This window comes from Streptomyces sp. NPDC090445 (genome assembly GCF_044769385.1).
Taxonomy (GTDB): domain Bacteria; phylum Actinomycetota; class Actinomycetes; order Streptomycetales; family Streptomycetaceae; genus Streptomyces.
Window position 1 is genome coordinate 35682 of record NZ_JBIVXV010000013.1, and the last position, 25187, is coordinate 60868.

The following is a 25187-nucleotide window of genomic DNA, read 5'->3' on the forward strand; positions in this document are numbered from 1 at the left end:
GCCGGTCCCCATTCCGGCGGAGCGGGAACGACGGGAGACCCCCCGGATGGTCCTTCGGGACCACCCGCGAATCCCTCACCGCGAGCGATGGTCCGGAATCCTTGGCGCCACCAGAATTCCCTTGTACCCAAACCGGGTTGGAATCCTGAAGACCGTGGAGACGTGCTGTGCCCGACGCTGCTCCGGTTGCGAAGACGAAGAAGGACAAGAGTTCCGAGAACGTGCTGTCGCACGCCGGAGGAACCGGGGACGGAATTCCCGGGGACCGGCGGGCCGCCTTTCTCGAGCAGATGATGCTCTCCCGCGAATGCGACCGGCGTTCCGGGATCGTTCTGCGGCAGGGCCAGGCGTGGTTCCACATCTCGTCGGCCGGCCACGAGGCCCTCGCAGCCCTGTGTGAACTGCTGGAACCCGAGGACCTGATCTTCCCCCACTACCGCGACCGCACCCTGATGCTGGCGCGCGGAATGGACGCCGAAGGACAGGCCCGCGACCTCATGGCCAAGAGCGGATCGCATTCTGCCGGACGCAATATGAGTTCGCACTTCAGCCACCGTCCGGGAAATGTCTTCTCGCTCGCCAGCCCGACCGGAAGCCAGTGCCTGCCCGCAGCCGGCGCCGCCTGGGCGGCCGTACTGCGCGGCGAGGAGAAGGTCGTCGTCTGCTCCATCGGCGACGCCTCGACCCGCCAGGGCGAATTCTTCGAAGCCGTCGCCTTCGCGGTCGAACGGAAACTCCCGGTCGTCTTCCTCGTCTCCGACAACCGCTACGGGATCAGCACCCCGACCGACGGCCTCTCGCCGCAGCGGCTCGGCCTGATGCCGGACGCGATCACCAGGGTCGTCGACGGGTCGGACCCGGACGCCGTCCACGCCGCCGCGGCCGCCGTGCTGCCGGACGTCCGCGCCGGCCGGGGCCCGGCCGTGCTCTGGTGCCGGCTGGACCGGCTCGACTCGCACACCTCCTCCGACGACCAGCGGCTCTACCGCACGAAGGACGAACTCGCCGCCATGCGCGACCCGGTGGCCCTCTTCACCGACCGACTGGAAGCCGAGGGGACGATCACCCCCGGCTGGGCGGACCAGGTCCGGACCCGGCTCGCCGACGACGTCGAAGAGGTCTTCGACCGTGTGGCCGGGGAACCCTCCGCCGACCCCGGCCGGGTGATGGACCACCTGTTCGCCGCGGCCGACGAGCAGCCGGCCGCCCCCGCCGACACCCGCCCCTGCGGCGGCACGATGGTCGAGGCGGTGAACCGCGCCCTGCGCACCGGACTGGAGAGCGACCCGACGCTCGTCCTGTTCGGCGAGGACATCGAGGACCCCAAGGGCGGCGTCTTCGGATTCACCAAGGGCCTCGGCACCCTCGCCGGCCCCCGGATGACCAACTCCCCGCTCGCCGAGGCCACCATCGTCGGCGCCGCCGTCGGGCTGGCCGCCGCCGGCATGCGGCCGGTGGTCGAGCTCCAGTTCGTCGACTTCGCCGGACCGGCCTGGAACCAGATCGCCTCCCAGCTGACCACCCTGCGCTGGCGGACCGCCTCCGCCTGGCGCTGCCCCGTCGTGATCTACGCCCCCTGGGGCGGCTACCTGCCGGGCGGCGGGATCTGGCACAGCCAGAGCAACGAGAGCCTGTTCACCCACCTGCCCGGGCTGCGGGTCGTGGTGCCCTCCACCCCCGAGGACACCGAGGCGGTCTTCCTGGAGTCCTTCGCATCCCCCGACCCGACGCTGATCCTGCTCCCCAAGCACCTGATGCGCCGCCAGCACCCGCCGCAGCCCGGACCGGCACCCGCCCGGGGCGCCCGGCTGCTGCGCACCGGAGCCGACGTCACGGTCGCCACCTGGGGCAACGGCACCGAACTGGCCACCGAGGCGGCGGACCGGCTGGCCGCCGAGGGCATCGGCACCGAGGTGCTCGACCTGCGCTGGCTGACCCCGCTCGACCGGGAGGCGGTCGCCGCCTCCGTCCGGCGGACCGGCCGCCTGGTGGTGGTCCAGGAGGACAACCGCACCAGCAGCTTCGGCGCCACCGTCCTCGCCGACCTCCTCGGCAGCGACGACGAGTTCTACTCGCTGCTCGCGCCGCCCCGGCTCGTCTCCCGCCGGGACGTCCACATCCCCTTCCACCCCGACCTGGAGAGCGCCGTGCTGCCCGCGGCGGACGACGTGGTCGCGGCCATCCGATCGGTGCTGGCATGAGCGAGAAGAAGACAACGACCACGCTGACCGTCCCGCGACTGGGGGAGGGGATCGTCGAGGTCCTGATCCTGCGTCTGCTGAAGCAGCCCGGCGACCTCGTCGCCAAGGACGAACTGCTCTACGAGATGGAGCACGACAAGGCATCCCTGGAGATCGAGTCGCCGACGGCCGGCAGGCTGACCGCCTGGCTGGTCGAAGAAGGCCAGCGGGTGCCGATCGGCGGAGCCGTCGCCGAGATCGAGCCGGTCGCCGAGACCGCCGAGTCCATCGAGCCGGGCGCAGCTGCCGACGGCGTCGGCGCGGCCGCCGCACCCGCGCAGGGCGCGTCCCCTGCCGGACCGCCCGGACGGGCCCGGACCGGCGCCGTCCGCATCCCGCCCCGCACCCGGGCCCACGCCCGCCGGCTGGGCCTGGACGAGGCGGTCCTGGCAACCCTGGTCCCCGCCCGGGGGCGCAGCCTGATGCCGGCCGACCTGGAACGCCACGTCGCCGACCGCGCCGCCGCCTCCGAGCCGCAGCAGGCCCAGCCTCAGGCCCAGGCCCCGATCGAGCCCCAGGCCCAGGCCCCGGTCGAGGTTGCGAAGCCCGTCGCCGCGGCGCCGCTCACCGGCGCCGGCCACGACTTCACCGACCTGCCCGTCAGCCCGCGCCAGAAGGAGCTCAACCGGGCGCTGCGCTCCGGCACCGGTGACGTGGTGCCCGCCGTGGTGGCCACCGAGGTCCGCGAGGAACTCCTCGCGAGCGCGCTGCGCGCCCGCCGCGCCACCGGCGACGGCCAGGGCTTCACCACCGCCTTCCAGGTCTTCGCCCACCTGGCCGCCCGCGTCGCCGCCGGCTTCCCGTTCCTGAGGTCGCGCCGCCTGGGCGAGGACCACCTGCGCGTCTTCGACCACGTCGACCTGGGCATCGCCTGTGCCGGTGAGGAGGGCGACCTGACGATCGGCGTGGTGCGCGGCGCCGACCTGCTGGACGCCGGCCGGTTCGACGAGCGCTACGCCGACGCCGTCGAGCGCGCCCTCGGCGGCGAGTCCCAGGCCGACGGCCGGGTCACCCTGATGCTCTCCCACCTCGGCGACCAGGGCGCGACCTTCGCCGTCCCCGTCGTCGTGCCGCCCGCCGCCGCCACGCTGTTCCTCGGAGCACCGTCCGGCAGCGGGCCCAAGACGGTCCGCCGGATCGTCCTGGCCTTCGACCACACCGTGTTCAACGGCCAGGAGGCCGCCCGCTTCCTGGACGCCCTGCGGGCCGAGCTCGCACAGGCCGGTGCACCGGAGGCACCCGTCCCGACCGCGACGGCCGACCGGACCGGGGCCGACGGACAGCAGGCCCGGGAGGTCCGGGAGAGCGCTCTGGAGCGGCTCACGGCTCTCGCGAGCGACGTGGCCGACCACCCGGTGGACCCCGACCGCCCCCTCGGCGAGCAGGGCATCGACTCCGCCAAGGCCCTGCGCCTGACCCGCGAAGCGGGCCGGATCTTCGGGACCAGGCTGCCCGCCACCGCGATCTGGAAGTACCCGACCCTGCGGGCCCTCGCCGAGCTGCTCCCGCAGACCGCACCCGGCACCGCGACACCGGCCGCGCCCACGCCGGCTCCGTCTGCGCCGACCGCGTCTGTGTCGGCCACGCCTGCACCGGCCACGCCTGCACCGGTCGTGTCCATGCCGGTCGCGTCCGGGCCGGTTCCGGTGGCCGCTTCGGCGGCGGATGCCCGCGGACAGGCCGAGGACGATGCCCGGGGCGCCGTCGCCGTCATCGGCATGGCCTGCCGCGTCCCCGGCGCCGACGACGTGGACGCGTTCTGGTCCCTGCTGGCCGAGGGCGGCTGCCGGATCGAGCCGGTGCCCGCGGGCCGCTTCGCCGGCTCCCCGGCCGGGGACCCGGCCGCCGAACCGCGGGCCGGGCTGCTGGACCGGATCGACCTGTTCGACGCCCGCTTCTTCTCCGTCACCCCGCGCCAGGCCGCCTCGATGGACCCGCAGCAGCGCGCGCTGCTCGAACTGAGCTGGCACGCCCTGGAGCACTCGGCCCTCGACCCGGACGACCTGGCCGGCACGCCGGTCGGCGTGTTCGCCGCCGCGTGCAGCTACGACTACCGCGAGCAGCTGGTGGAGCGGGACGCCGCCGACGGGTACGCCACCGTCGGCACCTTCCCCGCCTTCCTCGCCAACCGGATCTCCCACACCTACGACTTCACCGGCCCGAGCATCACCGTCGACACCGCCTGCTCGGGCGCGCTCACCGCCCTCTCGCTCGCCGAGCGGGCGATCCGCTCCGGAGACTGCGAGATCGCCCTCGCAGGCGCCGCCAACCTGCTGAGCAACGGCTTCAACAACGAGGCGTACCGGCGCGCCGGCATGCTCTCCCCGCAGGGGACCAGCCTGGTGTTCGACCGCGGAGCCGACGGGTTCGTCCGCGGCGAGGGCGCCGGCTGGGTGGTGCTCAAGCGGCTCGACCGGGCGATCGCGGACGGCGACCCGGTGCTGGCCGTCCTGCGGGCGACCGCCGTCAACCACGGCGGCCGCGCCGCCGCCCTGACCGCCCCCAACCCCCGCGCGCAGGCCGCCCTGGTGCGCACCGCCCTGGACCGGGCCGGTCTGCACGCCGGAGACCTGGGCTTCCTGGAGGCGCACGGCACCGGCACCCCGCTCGGCGACCCGATCGAGATCGACGCCGTCCGGGAGGTGCTGGACGGTGGCGCCGAGGGCCCGGTCACCCGGGCCGCGGGCCCGCTGGACCGGCTGTGGGTCGGCTCGGCCAAGGCGAACATCGGGCACCTGGAGGGCGCGTCCGGCCTCGCCGGCCTGATCAAGGCCGTCCAGGTGCTGCGGAACGAACTGATCCCCGGAACACCGAACTTCACCGAGCTCAACCCGCACATCGACCTCGACGGGACCCCGCTCACGGTCGCCGACCGCCCGGTCCGCTGGCCGCGGGTCGACGGGTCCCCGCGCCGGGCCGCGGTCAGCGCCTTCGGCTTCGGCGGCAGCAACGCGCACGCCGTCCTGGAGGAGGCCCCGGCCCTCGACGGCGCAGGCGCGGCGAGCGGGAACGGGAACGGGAACGGCACACCGCTGGCCGTCCCGCTGTCGGCCGCCACCGCGCGGTCGCTCGCCCGGCTGGCCGGCGGCCTCGCCGACCGGATCGGGCGGGAGCCGTCCGACCTCGACCTGCGGCAGATCGCCTGGTCGCTGCAGAGCGGCCGGCGCGCCCTGGCCGAGCGGATGCTCGTCGTCGCCCGCGACACCGGCGAACTGGCCGACGCCGCGAGGGCGTTCGCCGCGGGGGAGACCCACCCGGCGACCGCCACCGCCGGGCGCCCGGACGCCCTCGCAGCCCTGGCCGACGACCGGGCCCGCACCGCCCTGCTGGAGTGGCTCTCCGGCGGCACCGCCGACTGGGCGGCGCTGTGGACCGGAGGACAGCCGCCCCGGCGGGTCCCGCTGGTGCCCTACCCGTTCGAGCGCGAGCCGTACTGGCTGCCCGGCGAGCCCGCGGCCCGCCCCGCGCCGCAGCCCGTGCCGACCGCTGCCCCGTCCGCCACCGCGCCGACGGCCACCGTGCCGACGGCCGCCGCCGTGACCGGCGGTCACGCGGACGTATTCGTGCTGCCCGCCGGCCACCCGCTGGCCGAGCACCGCGTGGCCGGCCGGGCCGTCGCCCCCGGCGCCCTGCTGATCGACGCCCTCGCGGGCGGCGGACCCGTCGCCCTGCGCGGCGTCCGCTTCCTGCGCCCCGTCCCGTTCGACGCCGGCCTGCGCCTGGAGCGCGGCACGGACGACGGCCACGGCCCGACGGCCCTCACCGTCACCCGCGACGGCCACGTCCACGCCAGGGCCGCCGCCGACCCCGGGACCCCGGAGCCGCTGGCCGCCGGCGACCGCACCCCCGCCGGCGGCACCCCGGTCGACCTCGCCGGTGTGCTGCACCGCGCCGGCATCGACGTCGGCACCGCCTACCACGCCGTCACCGCCCTGGTGCGGTCCGGCGACCGGGCGACCGCCCGGCTGACCCCGCCGGCCGGCGACCCGCTGACCCGCCGGGTCGGCTGGCTCGACGCCGCCCTGCAGGCCGCCTGCGCACTGACCGCCCCCGACCGCACCCTGATGGCCGCCGCCATCGGCCGGGTGTCCTGGAGCGGCGAACTGCCCGACCGTGCGGACCTGGTGCTGCACCTCGTGGAGGACGCCCCCGGACACGTGCTGGTGGACCTGGACGCCGTGACCGAGGACGGCCGGGCCGTCCTGCGCGTCCGCGGCCTCCGCCTCGTGCAGGCACCGGCCGCACCCGCACCGGCCGCACCCGCACCGGCCGCACCCGCACCGGCCGCACCCGCACCGGCCGCGCAGGACGGCGACCCGATCCGCGTGCTGTCGCCGGTCTGGGCCGAAGAGAGCACCCCCGGCCCTGCCCCGGCCGACACCGCAACCCGCACCGTCGTGCTGTACGACCGGCACACCGAGCGGGCCGCCGACGGCCTGCGCGGAGGCACCACGACCCTGCTCCCGGTCGGCCCGGACGGCGTCGACCGCGACCGCCTCGGCACGGCCGTCCGCGCTGCCGCCGGATCTCCCCTCGCGGTGACCCTCCTCGTCGGCGGCTGCCGGTGGACGGAGGACACCGCCGGCGTCACGGCACTGCGCCACTGGCTCACCGCACTGCTGACGACCGCCCAGGTCCTCGCGGAGAGCGGCGCACCCGCCGGGGTGCGGCTGCTGACCACCGGCCTCGGAGCCCCCGACGGCGAGTCCCCGGCCGCCGGCGCCTCGCTGCAGGGCGCGCTCCTCGGAGCGCTGCGCACCCTGCCCCTGGAGGTGCCGGCCGTCACCGCCGCCGCCGTCGACCTGCCCGCCGACGCGCTCCGCGGCGCCGCCGGCGACCTGATCGCCGCCGCCCTGGCCGAGCCCTGCGGCCGGGCCGTCCCCCTGGTCGCGCTGCGCGGCGCCCGCCGCCTGCGCCAGGTGCTCGCCGAGCGGCCGCTGCCCGCCGACGCCCGGGGATTCCGCCCCGGCGGGGTGTACGTGGTGTTCGGCGGCGCCGGCGGGATCGGCGGCGAGGTCGCCCGCCATCTCGCCGCCCGCTACCGCGCCTCGCTGCTGCTCGTCGGCCGCTCGGCCGAGGGCGAGGACGTCCGGACCCTGCTGGACGACCTGCGGGCAGCCGGCGGGCAGGCCCACTACCACCGCGGCGACGTCACCGACGCCGGCGACGTGGCCGACGCACTCGCCCGCTGCCGCACCGCCTTCGGCGAGCCCGACGGCCTGCTGCACAGCGTCGGCTCCGTCAGCGACGGCCTGCTGACCGGGCTCACCGCCGCCGACATCGACCACGTGCTCGAAACCAAGGTCACGGCGGTCCTGACCCTGCGCCGGGCCCTGGCGGGCCGGCCGGACACCGCCCTCGTCCTGTTCTCCTCCGTCGCCGGCCTGTTCGGCAGCGTCGGCGGCCTCAACTACGCGGCGGCCAACGCCTTCCTCGACCACTACGCGGCAGCCGTCGACGGCGACGGCGGGCTGGTGGTCCGCACCTTCGACTGGGGCCTGTGGCGCGGCACCGGCCTCGCACGCCAGTACACCGCACACGTCCGGCGCCAGTACCCGGGACTGACCGACTTCGAACCAGAGAGAGGGGTGGCCGCCTTGGAAGCGGGCATGTCCGGCACCGATCCGCAGACCGTCGCCATCAGTGGCGATCCGGAGCCGCTGCGGGCCCTGACCCGTCCGGCCGCCGCCGACCCGGCGCACCTGCTGGAGCGCTACGCACGCGGCGCCCTGGCCCAGACCATGGCCGACCTCGGCCTGGACCGCGGCACCGCCCGGGCGGGCCTCACCGCCGCCGCCGACCTGCTCGGCGTCGTCCCCGAGCACCACCGCCTGCTCGCCGCCGTCCTCGACCTGCTGGAGGGCGAGGGCCCCGACGCCCCGTCGGCCGCGCACCCGGCCGCCGACCGCGCCGCCCTGCTGGCCGCCCACCCCGACCTGCTCGGCCACGTCGAGCTGCTGGACCGCGCCCTCGCCTCGTACGGCCCGGTGCTGCGCGGCGAGCAGCCCGCCACCGCCGTGCTCTTCCCGCGCGGCGACCTCGGCGCGGTGTCCGCCATCTACAGCGGCAACCGGCTCTTCGACCCGGTCAACGCGGCAGCCGCCCGCGAGCTCGCCGCCGACGCGGCCCGGATCGCCCGCGAGGGCCGGCGCCCCCGCATCCTGGAGATCGGCGCGGGCGTGGGCGGCACCACCGCCTCCGCGCTGGCCGCGATGGACGCCCTCGGCGTCACCGACGCCGAGTACACCTACACCGACGTGTCCCGCGCGTTCCTCCAGCACGCCCGGCGCCGTTTCGGCGAGCGGGTCAGCCCCCAGCTCCTCGACATCGAGAAGAGCCCCGCCGGTCAGGGCTTCGCCACCGGCCACTACGACCTGGTCGTCGCCAGCAACGTGCTGCACGCCACCCGCGACCTCACCCGGGTGCTGCGCCACGTGTCCGAGCTGCTCGCCCCGGGCGGACGGCTGCTGCTCGTCGAGATCACCGTCCCGGCCGCGGTCTACACCCTCACCTTCGGCCTGACGGACGGCTGGTGGCGGTACGTCGACACCGAATACCGCCTGCCGCACGGGCCGCTGCTCGACGGCGCCCGCTGGCAGGCCCTCCTCGAAGCCGGCGGCTGGACGCTCGCCGGGATCGGGCACCTGCGCGACGCACCCGGCTGTGTGGCGCTGCTGGACTGCCGAGCCCCCTCCGCCCCCGCCGAGGACGAGCCGGCCGCCGCAGCGGCGGCCTGGGCCCCGGCCGCCGACGGTACGGACGGCACCCGCGACCGGCTCCGGGAGATCGTCCGGGAGCTGCTGGGCGACCCGCAGGCCGCCATACCCGGCGACCGGCCGTGGCAGGAGCTGGGCATCGACTCGCTGCTCAACCTGGAGCTCGTCACCGCCGTGTCCAAGACGTTCGGTGAGATGTCCAGCACCGCGCTGTTCGAGCACCGGACGCTCGACGACCTGGCCCGGGCGCTCGACGGACGGGCCCGCCCGGCCGACGCCACCGCTCCGGCCATCGCTCCGGCCATCGCCCCCGCCCCGGCCGAGGCCCCGACCGCCGGCAACGGAGACGCCGCCGGCGACGGTGCGAGCGCCGCGGACCTGCTCGCCGAACTGACCGGGCTGGCCGCCGACCTGACCGGCCAGGACCGCGCACTGATCGACCAGGACTCCGACTTCCCCGGCATCGGGGTGGACTCCCTGCTCAACGGCGAGTTCACCGCCGCCCTGCGGCAGCGCTTCCCCGACCGGGCGATCCCCTCCACGGTGCTGTTCGAGCACACCTCGCTGCGCTCCCTGACCGCCTGGCTGGCGGCCCCCGCACACCAGGCCCGCCCGCACACCGTCCGGGCGGCGGCCGCCGCGACACCGTCGGCACCCGTCACCCTCCCGGCCATGCCTGCCGTCCCTGCCATGCCTGCCGTCCCGGCGATGCCTGCCGTTCCGACCGCCGGCCTGCCGACCGCGGCCCGCATCGGCGCCGACCCGCGCCCGGCCCGCCGGGCGGTGCCGGCCGCACCGAGCGGGCACCGCGCACCGGTCGCCATCGTCGGCCTGGCCGGACGCTACCCGGGCGCCGGGGACCTCGACGCCTTCTGGCGGCTGCTGTCCGAGGGCCGGACCCCGGTCACCGAGGTCCCCGCCGACCGCTGGGACTGGCGCACCGCCCGCACCCTCGGCGGCGGCTACGCCCGCTGGGGCTGCTTCCTCGACGGCTGGGACCGCTTCGACCCCGAGCTGTTCCGCATCACCCCGCGCGACGCCGCCGTGATGGACCCCCAGGAACGGCTCTTCCTGGAGGTCTCCTGGGAGGCGTTCGAGACCGCCGGCTACAGCCGCCGCACCCTGTCCGGCAGCGCCGGCGGGCCGAAGGTCGGCGTCTTCGCCGGCGTCACCGCCAACAGCCACCTGATCGCCCAGCACCAGGCGCGGCTGGCCGGCGCCGACAACCCGGAGTACGCCGTCACCGCGGCGGCCTCCGTCGCCAACCGGGTCTCCCACGCGTTCGACCTCAGCGGCCCGAGCCTGACGGTCGACACCATGTGCTCCTCCTCGCTGACCGCCCTCCACCTGGCCTGCCGCGCCGTCCAGGACGGCGAGGCGGACCTCGCCCTCGCCGGCGGCGTCAACCTCTACCTGCACCCGGACCGGTTCGCCGGCCTCTGCGCGCTCGGCATGCCCTCGCGCGGCGACCGCACCCGCGCCTTCGGGGCGGGCGGCGACGGCTTCGTCCCCGGTGAGGGCGTCGGAGCGGTCGTCCTCAAGCGCCTGGACCGGGCCGAGGCCGACGGCGACACCGTCTACGCGGTGATCCGCGGCACCGGCCTCAACCACGGCGGCGGCACCGGCGGATACACCGTGCCCAACCCGCTCGCCCAGGCCGCCGTGATCGGCACCACCCTCGACGACGCCGGGATCGACCCCGCCGCGGTCGGCTACCTGGAGGCCCACGGCACCGGAACCGAACTCGGCGACCCGATCGAACTCCGGGCGCTGTCCCTCGCCTTCGACGGCGACCGCCCCGCCACGGCCGGCCTGCGGATCGGCTCGGTCAAGTCCAACATCGGCCACGGCGAGGCCGCCGCGGGCATCGCCGGCCTCACCAAGGCCGTCCTCCAGCTGCACCACGGCCGGCTCGTCCCCACCCTGCACGCCGAGCAGCTCAACCCCAAGCTCGACCTGGACGGCACCTCCCTGCACATCCAGCGCCGCGCCGAGGTCTGGCCGCAGCCCGTCGACACCGAGGGCCGGCCCCTGCCGCGGCTGGCCGCCGTCAGCTCCTTCGGCGCCGGCGGAACCAACGCCCACGTCCTGCTGGAGGAGTACCCGCAGACCGCCCGGTCCGAGGCCGCCCGGTCCGAGGCCGCCCGCACGCCGGTGGTCCTCCCGCTGTCGGCCCCCGACCCCGAGCGGCTGCGCACCCTCGCCGCCCGGCTCGCCGCCCTGATCGCCCATGCTCCCGGCAGCGAGACGCTGCTGGCCGCCACGGCCACGCCGGCCGACCTCGCACACACCCTGCGGGTGGGCCGCGAGACCTGGCCCCACCGCGCCGCGGTCACGGCCTCCGACCCGAGGCGGCTGCGCGAGGCGCTCACCGCCCTCGCCGAGGGCCGCCCCCACCCGGACGTGGCCACCGCCGACACCGCCGACACCGCCGACCACGCCGAGCCCGCCGCCCGGGCCTGGGTCGCCGACGGCCGACTGCCCGCACAGGACCGGCCCGGCCGCCGCGTGGCGCTGCCCACCACGCCGTTCGCCCGCCGCCGCTGCACCCTGCCCGCACCCGAGGGGCACGACCCGCGGCTGGGCGACCCGGTCGACCTGCCGCTGGCCGGCTCCGTACGGATCCCCGCGGCCCGGACGGTGACGGCCCGCCTCGGCGGCGCGTCCCGCTGGGTGGCCGACCACGTCGTCGACGGCACCGCGCTGCTGCCCGGCGCCTTCCACCCCGAACTCGTCCACGAGGCGCTGCTGACCGCCGGCGAGTCCCCGTACCGCCAGGTCATCCGCGACCTGATGTGGCCCGCCCCGGCCGCCGGGCTCCCCATGACGGTCCGCGCCGAGCTGGCCGAACCCGGCGCCGACGGCGCACGCAGCTTCACCGTCGAGGCGGTCACCGCCGCGGACGGCGAGCGGACCGCGGCCTGTGGCTGGACCGAAGCCGCCGTCGCCGACCGGGTCCGGCCCTCCCTGCGGTACCGGCCGGACGACCTGGCCCGGCACCTCGCCGAAGGCGTCGACGCCGACGACTTCTACCGGGTCTTCGCCGGCCACGGCTTCGCCTACGGTCCGCTCTACCGGACCGTGCGCCGCGCCCTGCGCGACGGCGAGGAGACCACCGCCCGGCTCCGGCTGCCCGACGGCGAGGACCGCGACGGCAGGCAGGTGCTCCACCCGGCGCTGTTCGACGGCGCCTGCCAGACCGCGGCCTTCCTGCTGCTCTCCGAGGACCCCGCCGCCCGGCGCCGCTACCGGCCGCTGTCCGTGGACCGGCTGGCCGTGCACGCCCCGGTGACCGGCGAGGCGTACGTCCACACGCGTCGGGTCCGCGCCGAGGAGGCGTCCGGCACGCACGTCTTCGACGTGCGCCTGGTCGACGCCGGCTCGGGCGAGGTGCTCGCCGAGGCCGAGGGCTTCCGCATCAGGGTGGAGGACCGCGACGCCCCGGCGACCCCGGCCCGTACCGGCGACACCGCCACCCCGGCCCGTACCGCCGCCGCCTCCGCTCCGGCCGCCGCTTTCGCCCCGGCTGCCACCGCCGCCCCGGCCGCCACCGCCGCTCCGGCCGCCGTCTCCGTCCCGGCCGCCGTTTCCGCCGCGGCGGACGGCGACCGTACCCCGGCCGTCGCCACCTACCGGCTCGGCTGGCCGGACGCCCCCCGGCCCGCCGCCGGGCGCCCGATCGGCACCCTCTGGACGGTGGGCGACGGCGCCCTCGCCGACGGCCTGGCCCCGCAGGCCGCCGCCCGCCTCTCGTTCGACCGGGCCTGCGACGCCGCCGCCCTGGCGGAGACCGCCGGGCGCACCGGCGCCCCCGCGACCGTCCTGGTCGACCTCACCGGCGGCCCGCGCGGCCTCGGGTTCGGCGCCGGCCCGCTGCCCGCGGGGCAGATCGCGGCCGACTGGACGGACTTCAGGACCGGCCCGATCGCACAGGTCTTCGGCCTGCTCCGGGCCCTGGTCTGCTCCCGCGCCCTGGACGGCGTCCTGGTGCTGTTCGCCACCGACGACTCCGCCACCGGACCCTCGCCCTTCCAGCGCGCCCTGCACAGCCTGGTGCGCACGGTGGCCGGTGAGACCGGCCGGCTGCGGCTGCGGATGGCCTCCGTCGACTCCGGCACGGCCGGCACCGGCGGACTGCAGGACGCCGTCGCCGCCGTCCGGGCCGAGCTCACGGCCGAACCGGCCGACGGCGAGGACTGGGTGCGGATCGGCCCCGGCGACCGCCGCCGGCGCGCCGCCCTGGCCCCCGTCCGGGACACGGGCACGGCCGACCCGGCCGGCCTCCTCCGCGCGGACGGAACCTACCTGGTGATCGGCGGTCAGGGCGGCCTGGGCCGCGAGATCGCCGCCGCCGTCCGGGCCGCCCGGCCGACCGCACGGCTCGTCCTGGTCGGCCGCTCGGCCCCGGACGAGGCCGCCCTGGCCGGGCTCCGCGGGCCGGCCGGCACCGGACCGGTGGACTACCGCCGGTGCGACGTCACCGACCTCGCCCGGCTCGCCGACCTGGCCGCGGAGCTGAAGCGCTCCGGCACCGAGCTGCACGGCATCGTGCACACCGCGGGCGTCCTGCGGGACGGCTTCCTGCGGGGCAAGACCCCCGAGGTGATCGAGGAGGTCTGCCGGGCCAAGGCGCTGGCCGCGGTCGCGGTGGACGCGGCATTCCACGACCACCCGCTGGACTTCTTCGTCGTCGCCTCCTCGCTGGCCGCCCTGGTCGGCAACCAGGGGCAGTCCGACTACGCCTTCGCCAACGGCTTCCTGGACGGCTTCGCGGCCGTCCGGGCCCGCTGGACGGAACAGGGCCTCCGGTCCGGGCGCAGCCTCTCCGTGGGCTGGCCGGTGCTGGAGGGCGCCGGCATGGCGCCCGAACCCGCCGCCCTGGGCTACCTGGCCGACACCTTCGGGCTGCGCCCGCTGCCGGTGCGCGAGGCCGTACGCCGGATGTGGCCGCTGCTCGACCTGGCCACCGGACCCGGGCAGGCGCACGCGGCCCTGGTCGCGGGCGACCAGGACGTGTGGTCCCGGGCACTGGGAGTCGTCGCCGACGGCACCGCCGACACCCCCGAGGCACCGGCCGCTCCCGCTCCTGCGCCCGCTGCCGCGGACCCGGCGCCGGCCGCTCCCGCGGACGGCCGCACCGCAGCGCTGCGGTGGCTGGCCGAGCGGGTGAGCCGCGCGATCGGCGTCCCCGCGGCGATGATCGCCGCCGACCGCCCGATGCTGGACTACGGCGTCGACTCCATCGCGGTCATGCGCCTCAGCCGGCTGCTGGAGGACGACCTCGGCCGACTGCCGGTCGCCCTGCTCCTCGACAGCTCCACCCTCGGCGAGCTGACCGACCGCCTGCTGCGCGACCACGGAGCCCAGCTCACCGCGGCGGTCGCCGCCGAGGCCGCGCCGACCGCCCCCGAAGCCCCTGAGGCCCGTACGGTTGCCCCGGCCGCCGCCCCGGCCGCCGAGCCGACCCCGGCCGCCGAGGCCGTCCCCGCGGGCGGCGCCGGAAGCGCCGAGGCCGTACCGCTGCCCGACCGCCTGATCGGGATGTGGACCTCCGACCAGGCCGCGGCTCCGCTGGCGCCGTACAACGTCTCCCTGGCCTGGCGGTCGACCGGCGCCGACCGCGCCGCGCTCGCCGGCGCGGTGGAGGACCTGGTGCGCCGTCACCCGGTGCTCGGCTGCTGCGTCCGCCCGCACCGCGGCGAGCCGTCGTTCGTCCCGGCGCAGACGGCGCCCGCCCTGGTGGACCGCTCGCCCGAGGCCGGCCTGGACCTCGCCGCCGCCGTGCGGCAGGAGGCCGACCGCCGCTTCGCGCTCGCGACCGAGCCGCTGCTGCGGGCCGTGCTCTGGCGGGACGGCACCGACACCGTCGTCCAGCTGACCACGCACCACCTCGCCGCCGACGGCCGGTCGGCCGAGCTGATCGGCCGCGACCTCGCCGCCCTCTACGCGGCCCGGACCGGCGGGGGCACGGCCCTCGCCCCGGCGCCCTCCTTCGCCGACGTCCTGCGCCGCGAGCGCGAGGACGCCGCCCGGACCCGCGCCGCGGACGAGTCCTTCTGGGCCGGCCGGCTGGCGCGGCCGACGGCCGAGCCGCTCTTCCCGGACACGGGCGCCGACGCGGCCTCCGCGCAGCGCGAGTACGGGCTGGGCGCCGACCTGTCGGCACTGCTGTCCGGCACCGCCCGCACCGCCGGCGTGACCCCGTTCACCGTGCTGCTGGCCGCCTTCGCGGCCTCCCTCGGCCGGCTGACCGGACGCCGCTCGTTCCTGCTCGCGGTGCCCGCCTACGGCCGGGCCTCGGCGAGCGAGGACGAAGCGGTCGGCTGCTTCGTCAACTCCGTGCCGCTGCGCATCGACCTGGACCCGGAACGGCCGGTCGCCGACTGGCTGGCCGTGCTCCACGACGAGGTGCGCGGCGCGGTCGGCCACGCCGGACTGCCCTACCCGCGGCTCGCCGAACTGTGCCGGGCCGCCGGGGAGCACACCGTCCCCACGGTGACCTTCGCCTACCAGAACTGGCGCCGCGAGACCGCCGGCTCCGCCCCGGCGGCCGGACCCACCGAGATCGGCCTGCCGGTCCACCGGCGCGGCCAGCGCGGCCACTTCGACCTCGGACTGGAGGTCACCGACGGCCCCGACGGGGTGGAGGTGCTCGCCAACCACCGCACGCGTGCGCTCGACGGCACGGCCGTCGACGGCCTCGTCGAGGACCTGCGGCGCATGGTGGTCGAACTCTCCCGGGACCTGGACGGCGGCCTGGACGGCGGCGTCGGCCGACTGCTCGACCCCGCCGGGTCCACCCTGGTCAGCCGGTTCGCCGACGCGGTCCGCCGCACCCCGGACCGCCCCGCGGCCGAGGACCGGGAGGAGACGCTCAGCTACGCCGCGCTGGACGAGCTCTCCGACGCCGTCGCCCGGCAGGTGTCGCGGGCCGCCGGGCCCGGCGAGCCGGTCGCGGTGCTGATGCACCGCTCGGCCCGGCTCGCGGCCGTCCTGCTCGGCATCCTCAAGAGCGGCCGGCCCTACGTCCCGCTCGACGACTCCTACCCCGCCGACCGCCTGCGGATGGTGGTCGAGGGAGCCGAGTGCCGGCTCGCGGTCGCCGACCCGGACCTGTCCGCCCTGCTGCCCGCCACCCTGCGGGTGCTGCCCGCGGCCGAGGCCCTCGACCCGGACGCCGCCCCGGAGCCGGGCTCCGGGCAGGGCACCGCACCCCTCCCCGGCGACCTGGCCTACCTGATGTTCACCTCGGGCAGCACGGGCCGGCCGAAGGGAGTCGGCGTCACCCACGGGAACGTCGTCCACACCCTGGAGGCCATCGCCGCCACCACCGGGACCGGCCCGCAGGACCGGCTCCTCGCCGTCACGACGGTGTGCTTCGACATCTCCGTCCTGGAGCTGTTCATGCCGCTGCTGACCGGCGGCACCGTGGTCGTGGCCCGCCGCACCGACGTCATCGACGCCGGACGGCTGGCCGCCCTGATCGAGAGCCGGGACGTCACCGTCCTCCAGGCCACCCCGGCCGGCTGGCAGCTGCTGCTGGACGGCGGCTGGCGGGGCCGCGCGGGGCTGACCGCGCTGTGCGGCGGCGAGGCGCTGCCGCCGAACCTGGCCGCCGAGCTGGTCTCCCGCACCGGCAGCCTGTGGAACGTCTACGGGCCCACCGAGGCCACCATCTGGTCGACGATCGGCCGCGTGGACGGTGCGACCGTGCACCTCGGCGGTCCGATCGGCGCGACCGGCCTGGCCGTCACCGAGGTCGACGGCACCGCCGCGCCCGCCCCGGGCGAGCCCGGCGAGCTGTGGATCGGCGGCCCCGCCGTCGCCCAGGGCTACTGGCGCAGGCCGGACCTGACGGCCGAACGGTTCACCGCCCACCCGGCCCGGCCCGAGGGCGGCGGACGCTGGTTCCGCACCGGCGACCTGGTGCGGCGCGACGAGCAGGGCCGGCTGGTCTTCCTCGGCCGGGCCGACAGCCAGGTCAAGATCCGCGGGCACCGCGTCGAGCTGGGCGAGATCGAGGCCGTGCTCGGCACCCATCCGGGCCTGGCCCGGGTCGTGGTGGTGCTCCGCGGCACGGGGGCGCTGGTCCGGCTGGTGGCCGTGGCCGTCCCGGCGCGCGGCGCCGCCGTACCCGGCCTCGACGAGCTCCGCGCGTTCGCGGCGGCGAGCCTCCCGGCCTGGATGCTGCCGGACCGGCTGGTCACCACCCCGGAGCTGGCGCTCACGCCCAACGGCAAGGTGGACCGCAAGGCCGCCGCACTGCTGGCCCAGCCGTCCGCGGAGCGGGAGACCGCCACCGGTCCGGCCCGGACCGCGGATCCGGCGCCGACCCCGGTGCCGCCTGCGGCCCACGTACCGGCGCAGGCCGACCCGGCGGAGATCCGGCAGAGCGTCACCTCCTTCTGGGCCGAGCTCCTCGAACTCGACCGCGTCCCCGGTGACCGGCGGTTCTTCGACCTCGGAGGCAACTCGCTGCTGCTGGGCCGGCTGTTCGCCCGGCTGGAGGACCGCTTCCCCGGCACCGGTCTGGAGGTCGCCGACCTCTTCGCCCGCCCCACCCTCGACGACCAGGTGGCCCTGCTCACCGAACGGCTCGCCCCGCCCGCACCCGCCGCACCCGCCGCCCCGGCCGCACCCGCCGCACCCGCCGGCCGGACCCCGCTGCCCGCCCCCGCCGCCCGCCCGTCCCGCCGCGAGGCGCGGCGCGCCCTTCGACTCGGAGACGACCACCGATGAACCACGACCACCACCCGTACGACGCGGTCGACGACCCGAACGCGGTGGCCGTCGTCGGCCTGTCCTGCCGCTTCGGCCCCGCCACCTCGGCGGACCGGCTCTGGGAGCTGCTGGAGCAGGGCCGCAGCGGGATCCGCCGCCACTCCACCGAGGAGCTCGTCCGGCTGGGCCACCGGCCGGAACTGGTCCGACGCCCCGGCTTCGTCCCCGCCGGCGTCGTCCTGGAGGACGCCGACGCCTTCGACAACGAGTTCTTCGGCTACAGCCCGGTGCACGCCGAGTGGCTGGACCCGCAGCAGCGGGTCCTGCTGGAGACGGCCTGGCACGCCCTGGAGGACGCCGGCTTCGCACCGGACCGCACGGGGCTGCGCACCGCCGCGTACGTCTCGGTCGGCCAGTCCACGATGCCGCAGGTCGGCATCACCGAGCTCGACGCGGCCGGCATGATCCGCTTCTCCTCCTCCGACAAGGACTTCGCCGCCAGCCGGATCTCGTACAAGCTCGGCCTCACCGGTCCCAGCCTGACCGTGCAGTCCGCCTGCTCCAGCGGCCTGGTCGCCGTCCACCTCGCGGTGGAGAGCCTGCTCGGCGAGGAGTGCGACCTGGCCGTGGTCGGCGCCGCCTCGCTGCACTTCCCGCAGGCGGGCTACCTCGCCGCGCCCGACATGATCCTCTCGCCGAGCGGCGCGTGCCGGCCGTTCGACGACAGCGCCGACGGCACCGTCTTCGGCAACGGCGCCGGCGCGCTCGTACTGCGCCGGCTGGCCGACGCCGTCCGCGACGGCGACCCGATCCGCGCGGTGATCCGCGGCAGCGCCGTCAACAACGACGGCGCCCGCAAGATGGACTACCACGCCCCGTCCCCGGAGGGGCAGGAGGCGGTCCTCCGCGAGGCGCTGGCCGTCGCCGGGATCGACGCACACACCGTCGGCTACCTGGAGACCCACGGCACCGGCACCCACCTGGGCGACCCGATCGAGTACGCGGCCCTCGACCGCGTCTACGGCGGCGACCGGCCGCACCCGGCCGCCGTCGGCTCCGTCAAGAGCGTCGTCGGCCACCTCAACACCGCAGCCGGACTCGCCGGCCTGGCCAAGGCGATCCTCACGCTGGAGCACGCCGCCGTGCCGCCGCAGGCCCCGTTCGAGACGCCCAACCGGCGGCTCGCCGGGACCGGCGGCCTGCGGATCGCCGCCGGCCCCGGCGACGGCTGGCCCGTGCCGGACGGCCCGCGCCGGGCCGCGGTCAGCTCCTTCGGCATCGGCGGCACCAACGCCCACGTGGTGCTGGAGCAGGCGCCCGACCTGCCGGTCCCGCCCGCCGGTCACGGCCGCGACGAGCACCGGGTGCCCGTGTCCGCCCGCACCGAGGAGGCCCTGCAGCAGCTCGCCGCCTCCCTGGCGGACGCCCTCAGCGGCCCCGGCGCCCCGGAGCCGGCCGACGTCGCGCACACCCTGCGCACCGGCCGCAGCCACCGCGCCGTCCGCGCCGTGCTGACCGCACGCACCACGGCCGAACTGGCGGAGCAGCTGCACACGCTCGCCCGGGAGGGCTCCGCAGCCGCCGCTGCCCCGGCCGGCCCCTACCGGGCGTGGGTCGAAGGCACCGGCGAGCTGCCCGAACCGGAGGCCGCCGCCGGCCGGACCGGCCGCCGCGTCCGACTGCCCGGCTACCCCTTCGCCCGCCGCCGGTGGCCCCGCCCCGACGCCCCGGCCGCCACGCCGGACAGCCGGTCGCCCGAGGCGCGCACCGCAGCGGGCACCGGCGCGCTCCCGGTCCGGACGGTGCGCCCCTCCGACCCGCTGGCGGCCGACCACCTCGTCGGCGGGCTGCCGGTCTTCCCGGCCGCCGCCCAGATCGACCTCGCACTGACCGCCGCCGGCCGGCTCGCCGGCGGACCGGCGGCCGGCCTCGCCGACCTGGCGTTCCGCCGCACGATCGAGGTGGCGGACCCGGTCGAGCTGCGGGTGGAGATCGAGGACGGACAGGTCCGGGTGGCCTCCACGGACGTCCACTCCCAGGCCCGGCTGCTGCCGGCCGGCGCACCCGAGCGGCCCGCCCCGCTCGACCTCGCCGCCCTGCGCCGCGCATACCCCGAATCGGCGGAACCCGCCGCCCTCTACCGCTACTTCGCGGACAACGGCGTCGGCTACGGCCCGGCCTTCCGGGTCCTGCGCGAGCTGCACCACGGTCCCGCCGGGGTGCTGGCCCGGGTGGCCGCCGCACCGGAGTCCGTGCCCGGCGAGACGGTCTCGCCCTGTGTCCTGGACGGCGCCCTCCAGTCCGTCATCGGCTGCGTCCTGCGCGAGGACCTGGCCGGCGAGACCTTCATCCCGTTCGCCGTCGACGAGCTGACGGTGCACGCTCCGCTGCCCGGCCAGGTGTGGGTCACGGTCAGCCCGCAGCGGCTCGCCGGCGGCGGCCGGCGGGTGCGCCGGTACGACGTGACCGTCGCGGCGGAGGACGGCGCCGTACTGCTGACCCTGCGCGGCCTCGCCCTGCGCCCGGTCACGGCGCCTGCCGCGGCCGGTGCGCCCGGTGCGGCCGGTGCGCCCGGTGCGGCCGGTACGGCCGGTGCGGCCGCGGTGCCCGCCGTGCCGCAGGACGTCCACCTGTTCGCCTCCGCCGAGCAGGAGTTCACCCTGCCCGGCGAGGACGCCGCCGCCCCGGCCGGACCGCTGGTGCTGATCGGCGACACCGCCCTCGACGGCGCCGACCTGGTGCTCCCGGAGCCCGCCGACCCGGACGCCGCCGCGGCGGCCGGCGCCGAGCTGGCCGCGCGGCTGCCCGCCGGCGGCGGACGGCCGACCATCGTGTGGCCGGCCGCCGCCGACGACCCGCACACCGGCCCCGCGGCCACCGCCGCCGACGGCGCCCTGCGCGTCCTGGCCCTGCTGCGGGCCCTGCTGCGCCCGCTCGGCCGGCGCGGCGCGCACCTGGTCGTCCCGTACCCGGCCGGCTCCCCGGCGGGCGCGGTGACCGGCGCCGGCCTCGCGGCCCTCGGCCGCTCGCTGACCGGTGAGAACCCCCGCTTCGACCTCACCGCCCTCGCCGTCGAGGACGGCGCCGGGCCGGCCCGGCTGCGCCGCGCGCTCGACGCCCTGACGGTGCGCGTGCCGCTCTCCCGTGCACTGACCGTCGCGGCCGACGGCGCGCTGAGGACCACCGTCCTGGCACCGCTCAGCCCCGCCGCCGGCCCCCGGCCGGTCCTGCGCCACGGCGGGCGCTACTGGATCCACGGGATGGGACGCCTCGCCGCCCTCCTCGCCGAGCACCTGCTCGACCGCCACGCCGCACGGATCGTGCTCACCGGCCGGTCCGCCGCCGACGGCGCCCGCGGCGAGGAGCTGCGCCGGCTCGCCGACCGGGCGGCACGGACCGGCGGCTCGGTCGAGTACCTGCGGCTGGACCCGGCCGACCCGGCCGCCATCGGCGACACCGCCCGGCGGATCGCGGCCGGCGGCCCCGCCGTGAACGGCGTCTTCCACTGTGCCGGGGTCCTGCGCGACGGGTACGTCCTGCGCAAGACGGTTGCCGACGCCCGCGAGGTGATCGTCCCCAAGCTGGTCGGCGCGGCCGAGCTCGACACGGCCACGGCCGACTGGGACCTCGACTGCTTCGCCGTCTTCTCCTCCGTGTCGGGCGCCCTCGGCAGCGCCGGCCAGGCCGACTACGCTTTCGCCAACGCCGCCGCGGACGAGCTGGTCCGCCGCCGCGCGGACCGGGCCGGCCGAGGCCGGTCGGTCTCGATCGCCTGGCCGTTCTGGGCGGACGGCGGGATGCGCCCGGACGGGCCGGCCCAGGAGGAGCTGGCCACCCTCGGCATGCGGGCCCTGCCCACCGAGGCCGGGCTCGCCGTACTGGAATCCCTGCTCGCCGGTCCCGCGACCGCGCCCGTGGTGCTGTACGGCGACCGGGAGGCCCTGCTCGCCGCCTTCCCGCTGCTGACCTCCGAGACCCCCGCGGCCCCGGCCGCCCCGGCCGCCCCGGCGCCGACCCCGGCTCCGGTCGCGGAACAGGCGGCCCCCGCCGCCGCGCCGGCCGAGGAGGTGGCCGGCGTCCTGCACCGGCGGCTCGCGGAGGTCGTGGCCGAGGCGACCCGCACCCCCGTCGCCGACGTCACCGCCGACCGCCTCTTCGACGACCTGGGGATCGACTCCCTGCTCGCCATCCGGGTCGTCGAGCTGCTGGAACAGGACTTCGGGCGGCTCTCCAAGACCCTGCTCTTCGAGTGCCGCTCGGTGGCGGAGCTCGCCGAGTACCTGATGGAGGAGCACCCCGAGCGGTGCACCGCGCTCGCGGGCGGACCGAAGGAGACCGCCCCGGCGGCGCCCGCCGCCCCGGCCGAGGCAGCCGCCCCGGCAGAGCCCGCCGTACCCGCCGCGCCGACCGTGTCCGCTGCCGTGCCGACCGTGTCCGCCGCGCCGTCGGGTCCGTCCGCCGACGACCTCGCCGACCCCCGGGCGGTCGCCGTCATCGGCGTCGCCGGACGCTTCCCCGAGGCCGACGGCCTCGACGGGCTGTGGCGGAACCTGACGGAGGGCCGGGACAGCATCACCGAGGTCCCGGCCGACCGCTGGGACGCCGAGGCCCTCTACGACGCCGACAAGACCCGCGTCGACCGCACCCACACCAAGTGGGGCGGGTTCATCGACGGGGTGGAGAACTTCGACGCCGCCCTCTTCAACATCTCGCCCCGGGAGGCGGGGATCGTCGACCCGCAGGCCAGGCTGTTCCTGGAGAGCTGCTGGGCGGCCCTCGACGACGCCGGCTACACCCCGGACCGCCTGGTGTCCGCCGCGGAGGACCCGGTGCACCGGCGCGACGTCGGCGTGTTCGTCGGGGCGATGTACGGCGAGTACCAGCTCCACGAGGCGGAGGAGCGGCTCAGGGGCAATCCCGTGCTGGCCAACAGCGCCTACTGGTCCATCGCCAACCGGGTGTCCTACTTCTTCGACTTCCAGGGCCCGAGCGTCGCCGTCGACACGGCCTGCTCCTCCGCGCTCACCGCCGTCCACCTGGCGGTCGAGTCGCTGCGGGCCGGCACGTCGCGGGTGGCGATCGCGGGCGGCGTCAACGTCCTCATCCACCCCAACAAGTACTTCATGCTCGGCCAGGGCAGGTTCGCCTCCAGCGACGGGCGCTGCCGCAGCTTCGGCGCCGGCGGCGACGGCTACGTCCCCGGCGAGGGCGTCGGAGCCGTGCTCCTCAAGCCGCTGCGGGACGCGCTGCGCGACGGCGACCACATCCACGCCGTGATCCGCGGCACCGCCGCCAACCACGGCGGCCGCACCAACGGCTACACCGTGCCCAACCCCCGCGCCCAGGCCGACCTGGTGACGAAGGCGCTGCGGGACGCCGGCCTGACCGCCCGCGACCTCGACTACGTCGAGGCGCACGGCACCGGCACCGCGCTCGGCGACCCGATCGAGATCCGCGGACTCGCCTCGGCGTTCGCCCGGGACGGCATCAAGGGCCCGGGCAGCCTCCCGATCGGCTCGGTCAAGTCCAACGTCGGCCACCTGGAGTCGGCCGCCGGGTCCGTGGCGCTCGCCAAGGTGCTGCTCCAGCTGCGCCACCGCACCCTGGTGCCGTCGCTGCACGCCACCCCGCCCAACCCGGAGATCGACTTCGACGGGGTCCCGTTCACCGTGCAGCAGCAGCTCGCGCCGTGGCGCACCCACGACGGCGCCGCGCGCCCGCTGCGGGCCGGGATCAGCTCGTTCGGCGCCGGCGGCGGCAACGCCCACCTGATCGTCGAGGAGGCGCCCGCGCCCGCCCCGCGTCCGGCGGCCGGCCGCCGCGAGCCGCAGGTACTGTTCCTGTCGGCCCGGACGGACACCGCGCTCGCCGCGTACGCCCGGGACCTGAGGGACCATCTGCTCCGGGCCCGCTCCGCCGGCGAGGAGCCCTCGGCGGCCGACGTCGCCTTCACCTTCGCGGTCGGGCGCGTCGACCTGGCCCGCCGCGCCGCCCTCCCGGCCGACTCGCTCGACCTGCTGCTCGCCGGTCTGGACGACCTGGCCGAAGGCCGGCCGCAGCCCGCCCCGCCGGCCGGCGAGGCGGTCGCCGCCTGGCTCTCCGGCCGGCGCATCGACCGCGAGGCCGCCTGCGGTTCCGCGTCCGCCGGCCGCCGCATCCCGCTGCCGCACTACCCGTTCGAACGCGTCCGCTGCTGGTACGACCTGCAGATCGCCCACCTGCACCGGCAGGGCCTCGGCAGTGCCGGACAGGAACCCGCGTTCGCCCGGAGCCACCTGCGCGACTTCGGCCGGGCGCCGTCCGACCGGCCGCAGGCCGTGCCGGCTGCCGCACCCGTGTCGGCTGCCGCACCCGTGTCGGCTGCCGCGCCCGTGTCGGCCACCGCGCCCGTGCCGGCCACCGCCGCGCCCACAGCCGTACCCGCCCGGGCAGACGTTCCCGCCGCCGTACCCGCGCCGGCTGCCGCGCCCGCAGCCGTACCCGCCCTGACCCTGCGCGGTGCGGCCGCGCCGGCCCGCCGGCCGGCCACCGCACCCGACCCGATGGAGAAGCCACAGATGACCAGCGACCGCAAGATCTCGCTCCGGCCGCTCGCTCCGGCCCCGGCCGTGACGAGGCCCGCCGCCCCGGCGGCCCCGGCCGCCCCGTCGGCTCCTGCCGCCGTGCCTGCCGCGGCCGCCGCCCCGGCCCCCGCCGCCGTTCCGGCCGGCCGTCAGGAGGAGGTCACCGAGGAGATCGCCCGACTGCTCGCCGGTGTGCTGTACCTCGAACCGGACCGGCTCGACGCGGAGGAGACCTTCCTGACCCTGGGCGTCGACTCGATCCTCGGCGTCGAGTTCGTCGCCGCGGTCAACGCCGCCTACCCGGTCGGCGTCAAGGCGACCGCCCTGTACGATCACCCGACGCCGGCCGCGTTCGCCCGGCACGTCGCCGAGTTGCTCGGCGCCTCCGCCCCGGCCGCGGCTCCGGCCCCGGCTCCGGCCTCCGCCCCGGCCGCGGCGCCTTCCGCCCCCGCCGCTGCTGCCGCCCCCGTTGTGGCCGTCGACCCCGCCCCCGTCACCCAGGCGCTGCGCGAGGAGCTGGCGCGGACGCTGTACTGCGAGCCCGGCGACATCGACGACGAGGCGAGCTTCAACACCCTCGGCCTGGACTCGATCCTCGGCGTGGAGTTCGTGGCGTTCGTCAACCGGACCTACGGGCTGGACGAGAAGGCCGGCATCCTCTACGACCACCCCAGCCTGGCCGCGCTGAGCCGCCACGTCGCCGGACGCGCCGCCCCGGCCCAGGCCCCGGCCGCCGCCGCGGAGCCCGCCGCCCTCCCGCTGCCGGTACCCGGCGCCGGGGAGCCCTCCCAGGCGGACCTGGACGCGCTGCTCAGCGCCGTCCGCGACAACCGGCTGTCCATCGAGCAGGCGGTCACCCTGCTCACCCCGCGGCGCTGACCCCGCCCTCCCGCACCCCCTCTCCCGCACCCCCTCCCGCACCACCCCTGCCGCCCGGCCCGTACGAG

3 protein-coding genes are annotated in these 25187 nt (G+C 77.3%); all 3 read left to right on the forward strand.

The annotated features are described in order from the left end of the window. The first annotated feature begins 167 nt into the window (after window positions 1-167). The 3 genes from ACIQUT_RS23675 to ACIQUT_RS23685 are packed head-to-tail and all read left to right on the forward strand — an operon-like array spanning window position 168 to window position 25119. On the forward strand, window positions 168-2201 hold the full coding sequence (locus ACIQUT_RS23675; protein ID WP_403565399.1) for a thiamine pyrophosphate-dependent enzyme: 2034 nt from the start codon (window positions 168-170) through the stop codon (window positions 2199-2201). Next, window positions 2198-17695, forward strand: a complete 15498-nt coding sequence (locus tag ACIQUT_RS23680) for an amino acid adenylation domain-containing protein (protein WP_403565401.1) — start codon at window positions 2198-2200, stop codon at window positions 17693-17695. The genes ACIQUT_RS23675 and ACIQUT_RS23680 overlap by 4 nt, the downstream gene beginning before the upstream one ends. Beyond that, window positions 17692-25119 carry a beta-ketoacyl synthase N-terminal-like domain-containing protein gene (locus ACIQUT_RS23685; protein WP_403565403.1) on the forward strand — a complete coding sequence of 2476 codons (7428 nt, stop codon included), beginning with the start codon at window positions 17692-17694 and terminating at the stop codon, window positions 25117-25119. Before ACIQUT_RS23680 ends, ACIQUT_RS23685 begins: the two co-directional genes overlap by 4 nt. Window positions 25120-25187 lie beyond the last annotated feature (68 nt).

Excerpts from the sequence above, each read along its gene's own strand:
- ACIQUT_RS23680 (WP_403565401.1), top strand. The coding sequence starts at position 2,198 with ATGAGCGAGAAGAAGACAACGACCACGCTGACCGTCCCGCGACTGGGG.
- ACIQUT_RS23685 (WP_403565403.1), top strand. The coding sequence starts at position 17,692 with ATGAACCACGACCACCACCCGTACGACGCGGTCGACGACCCGAACGCG.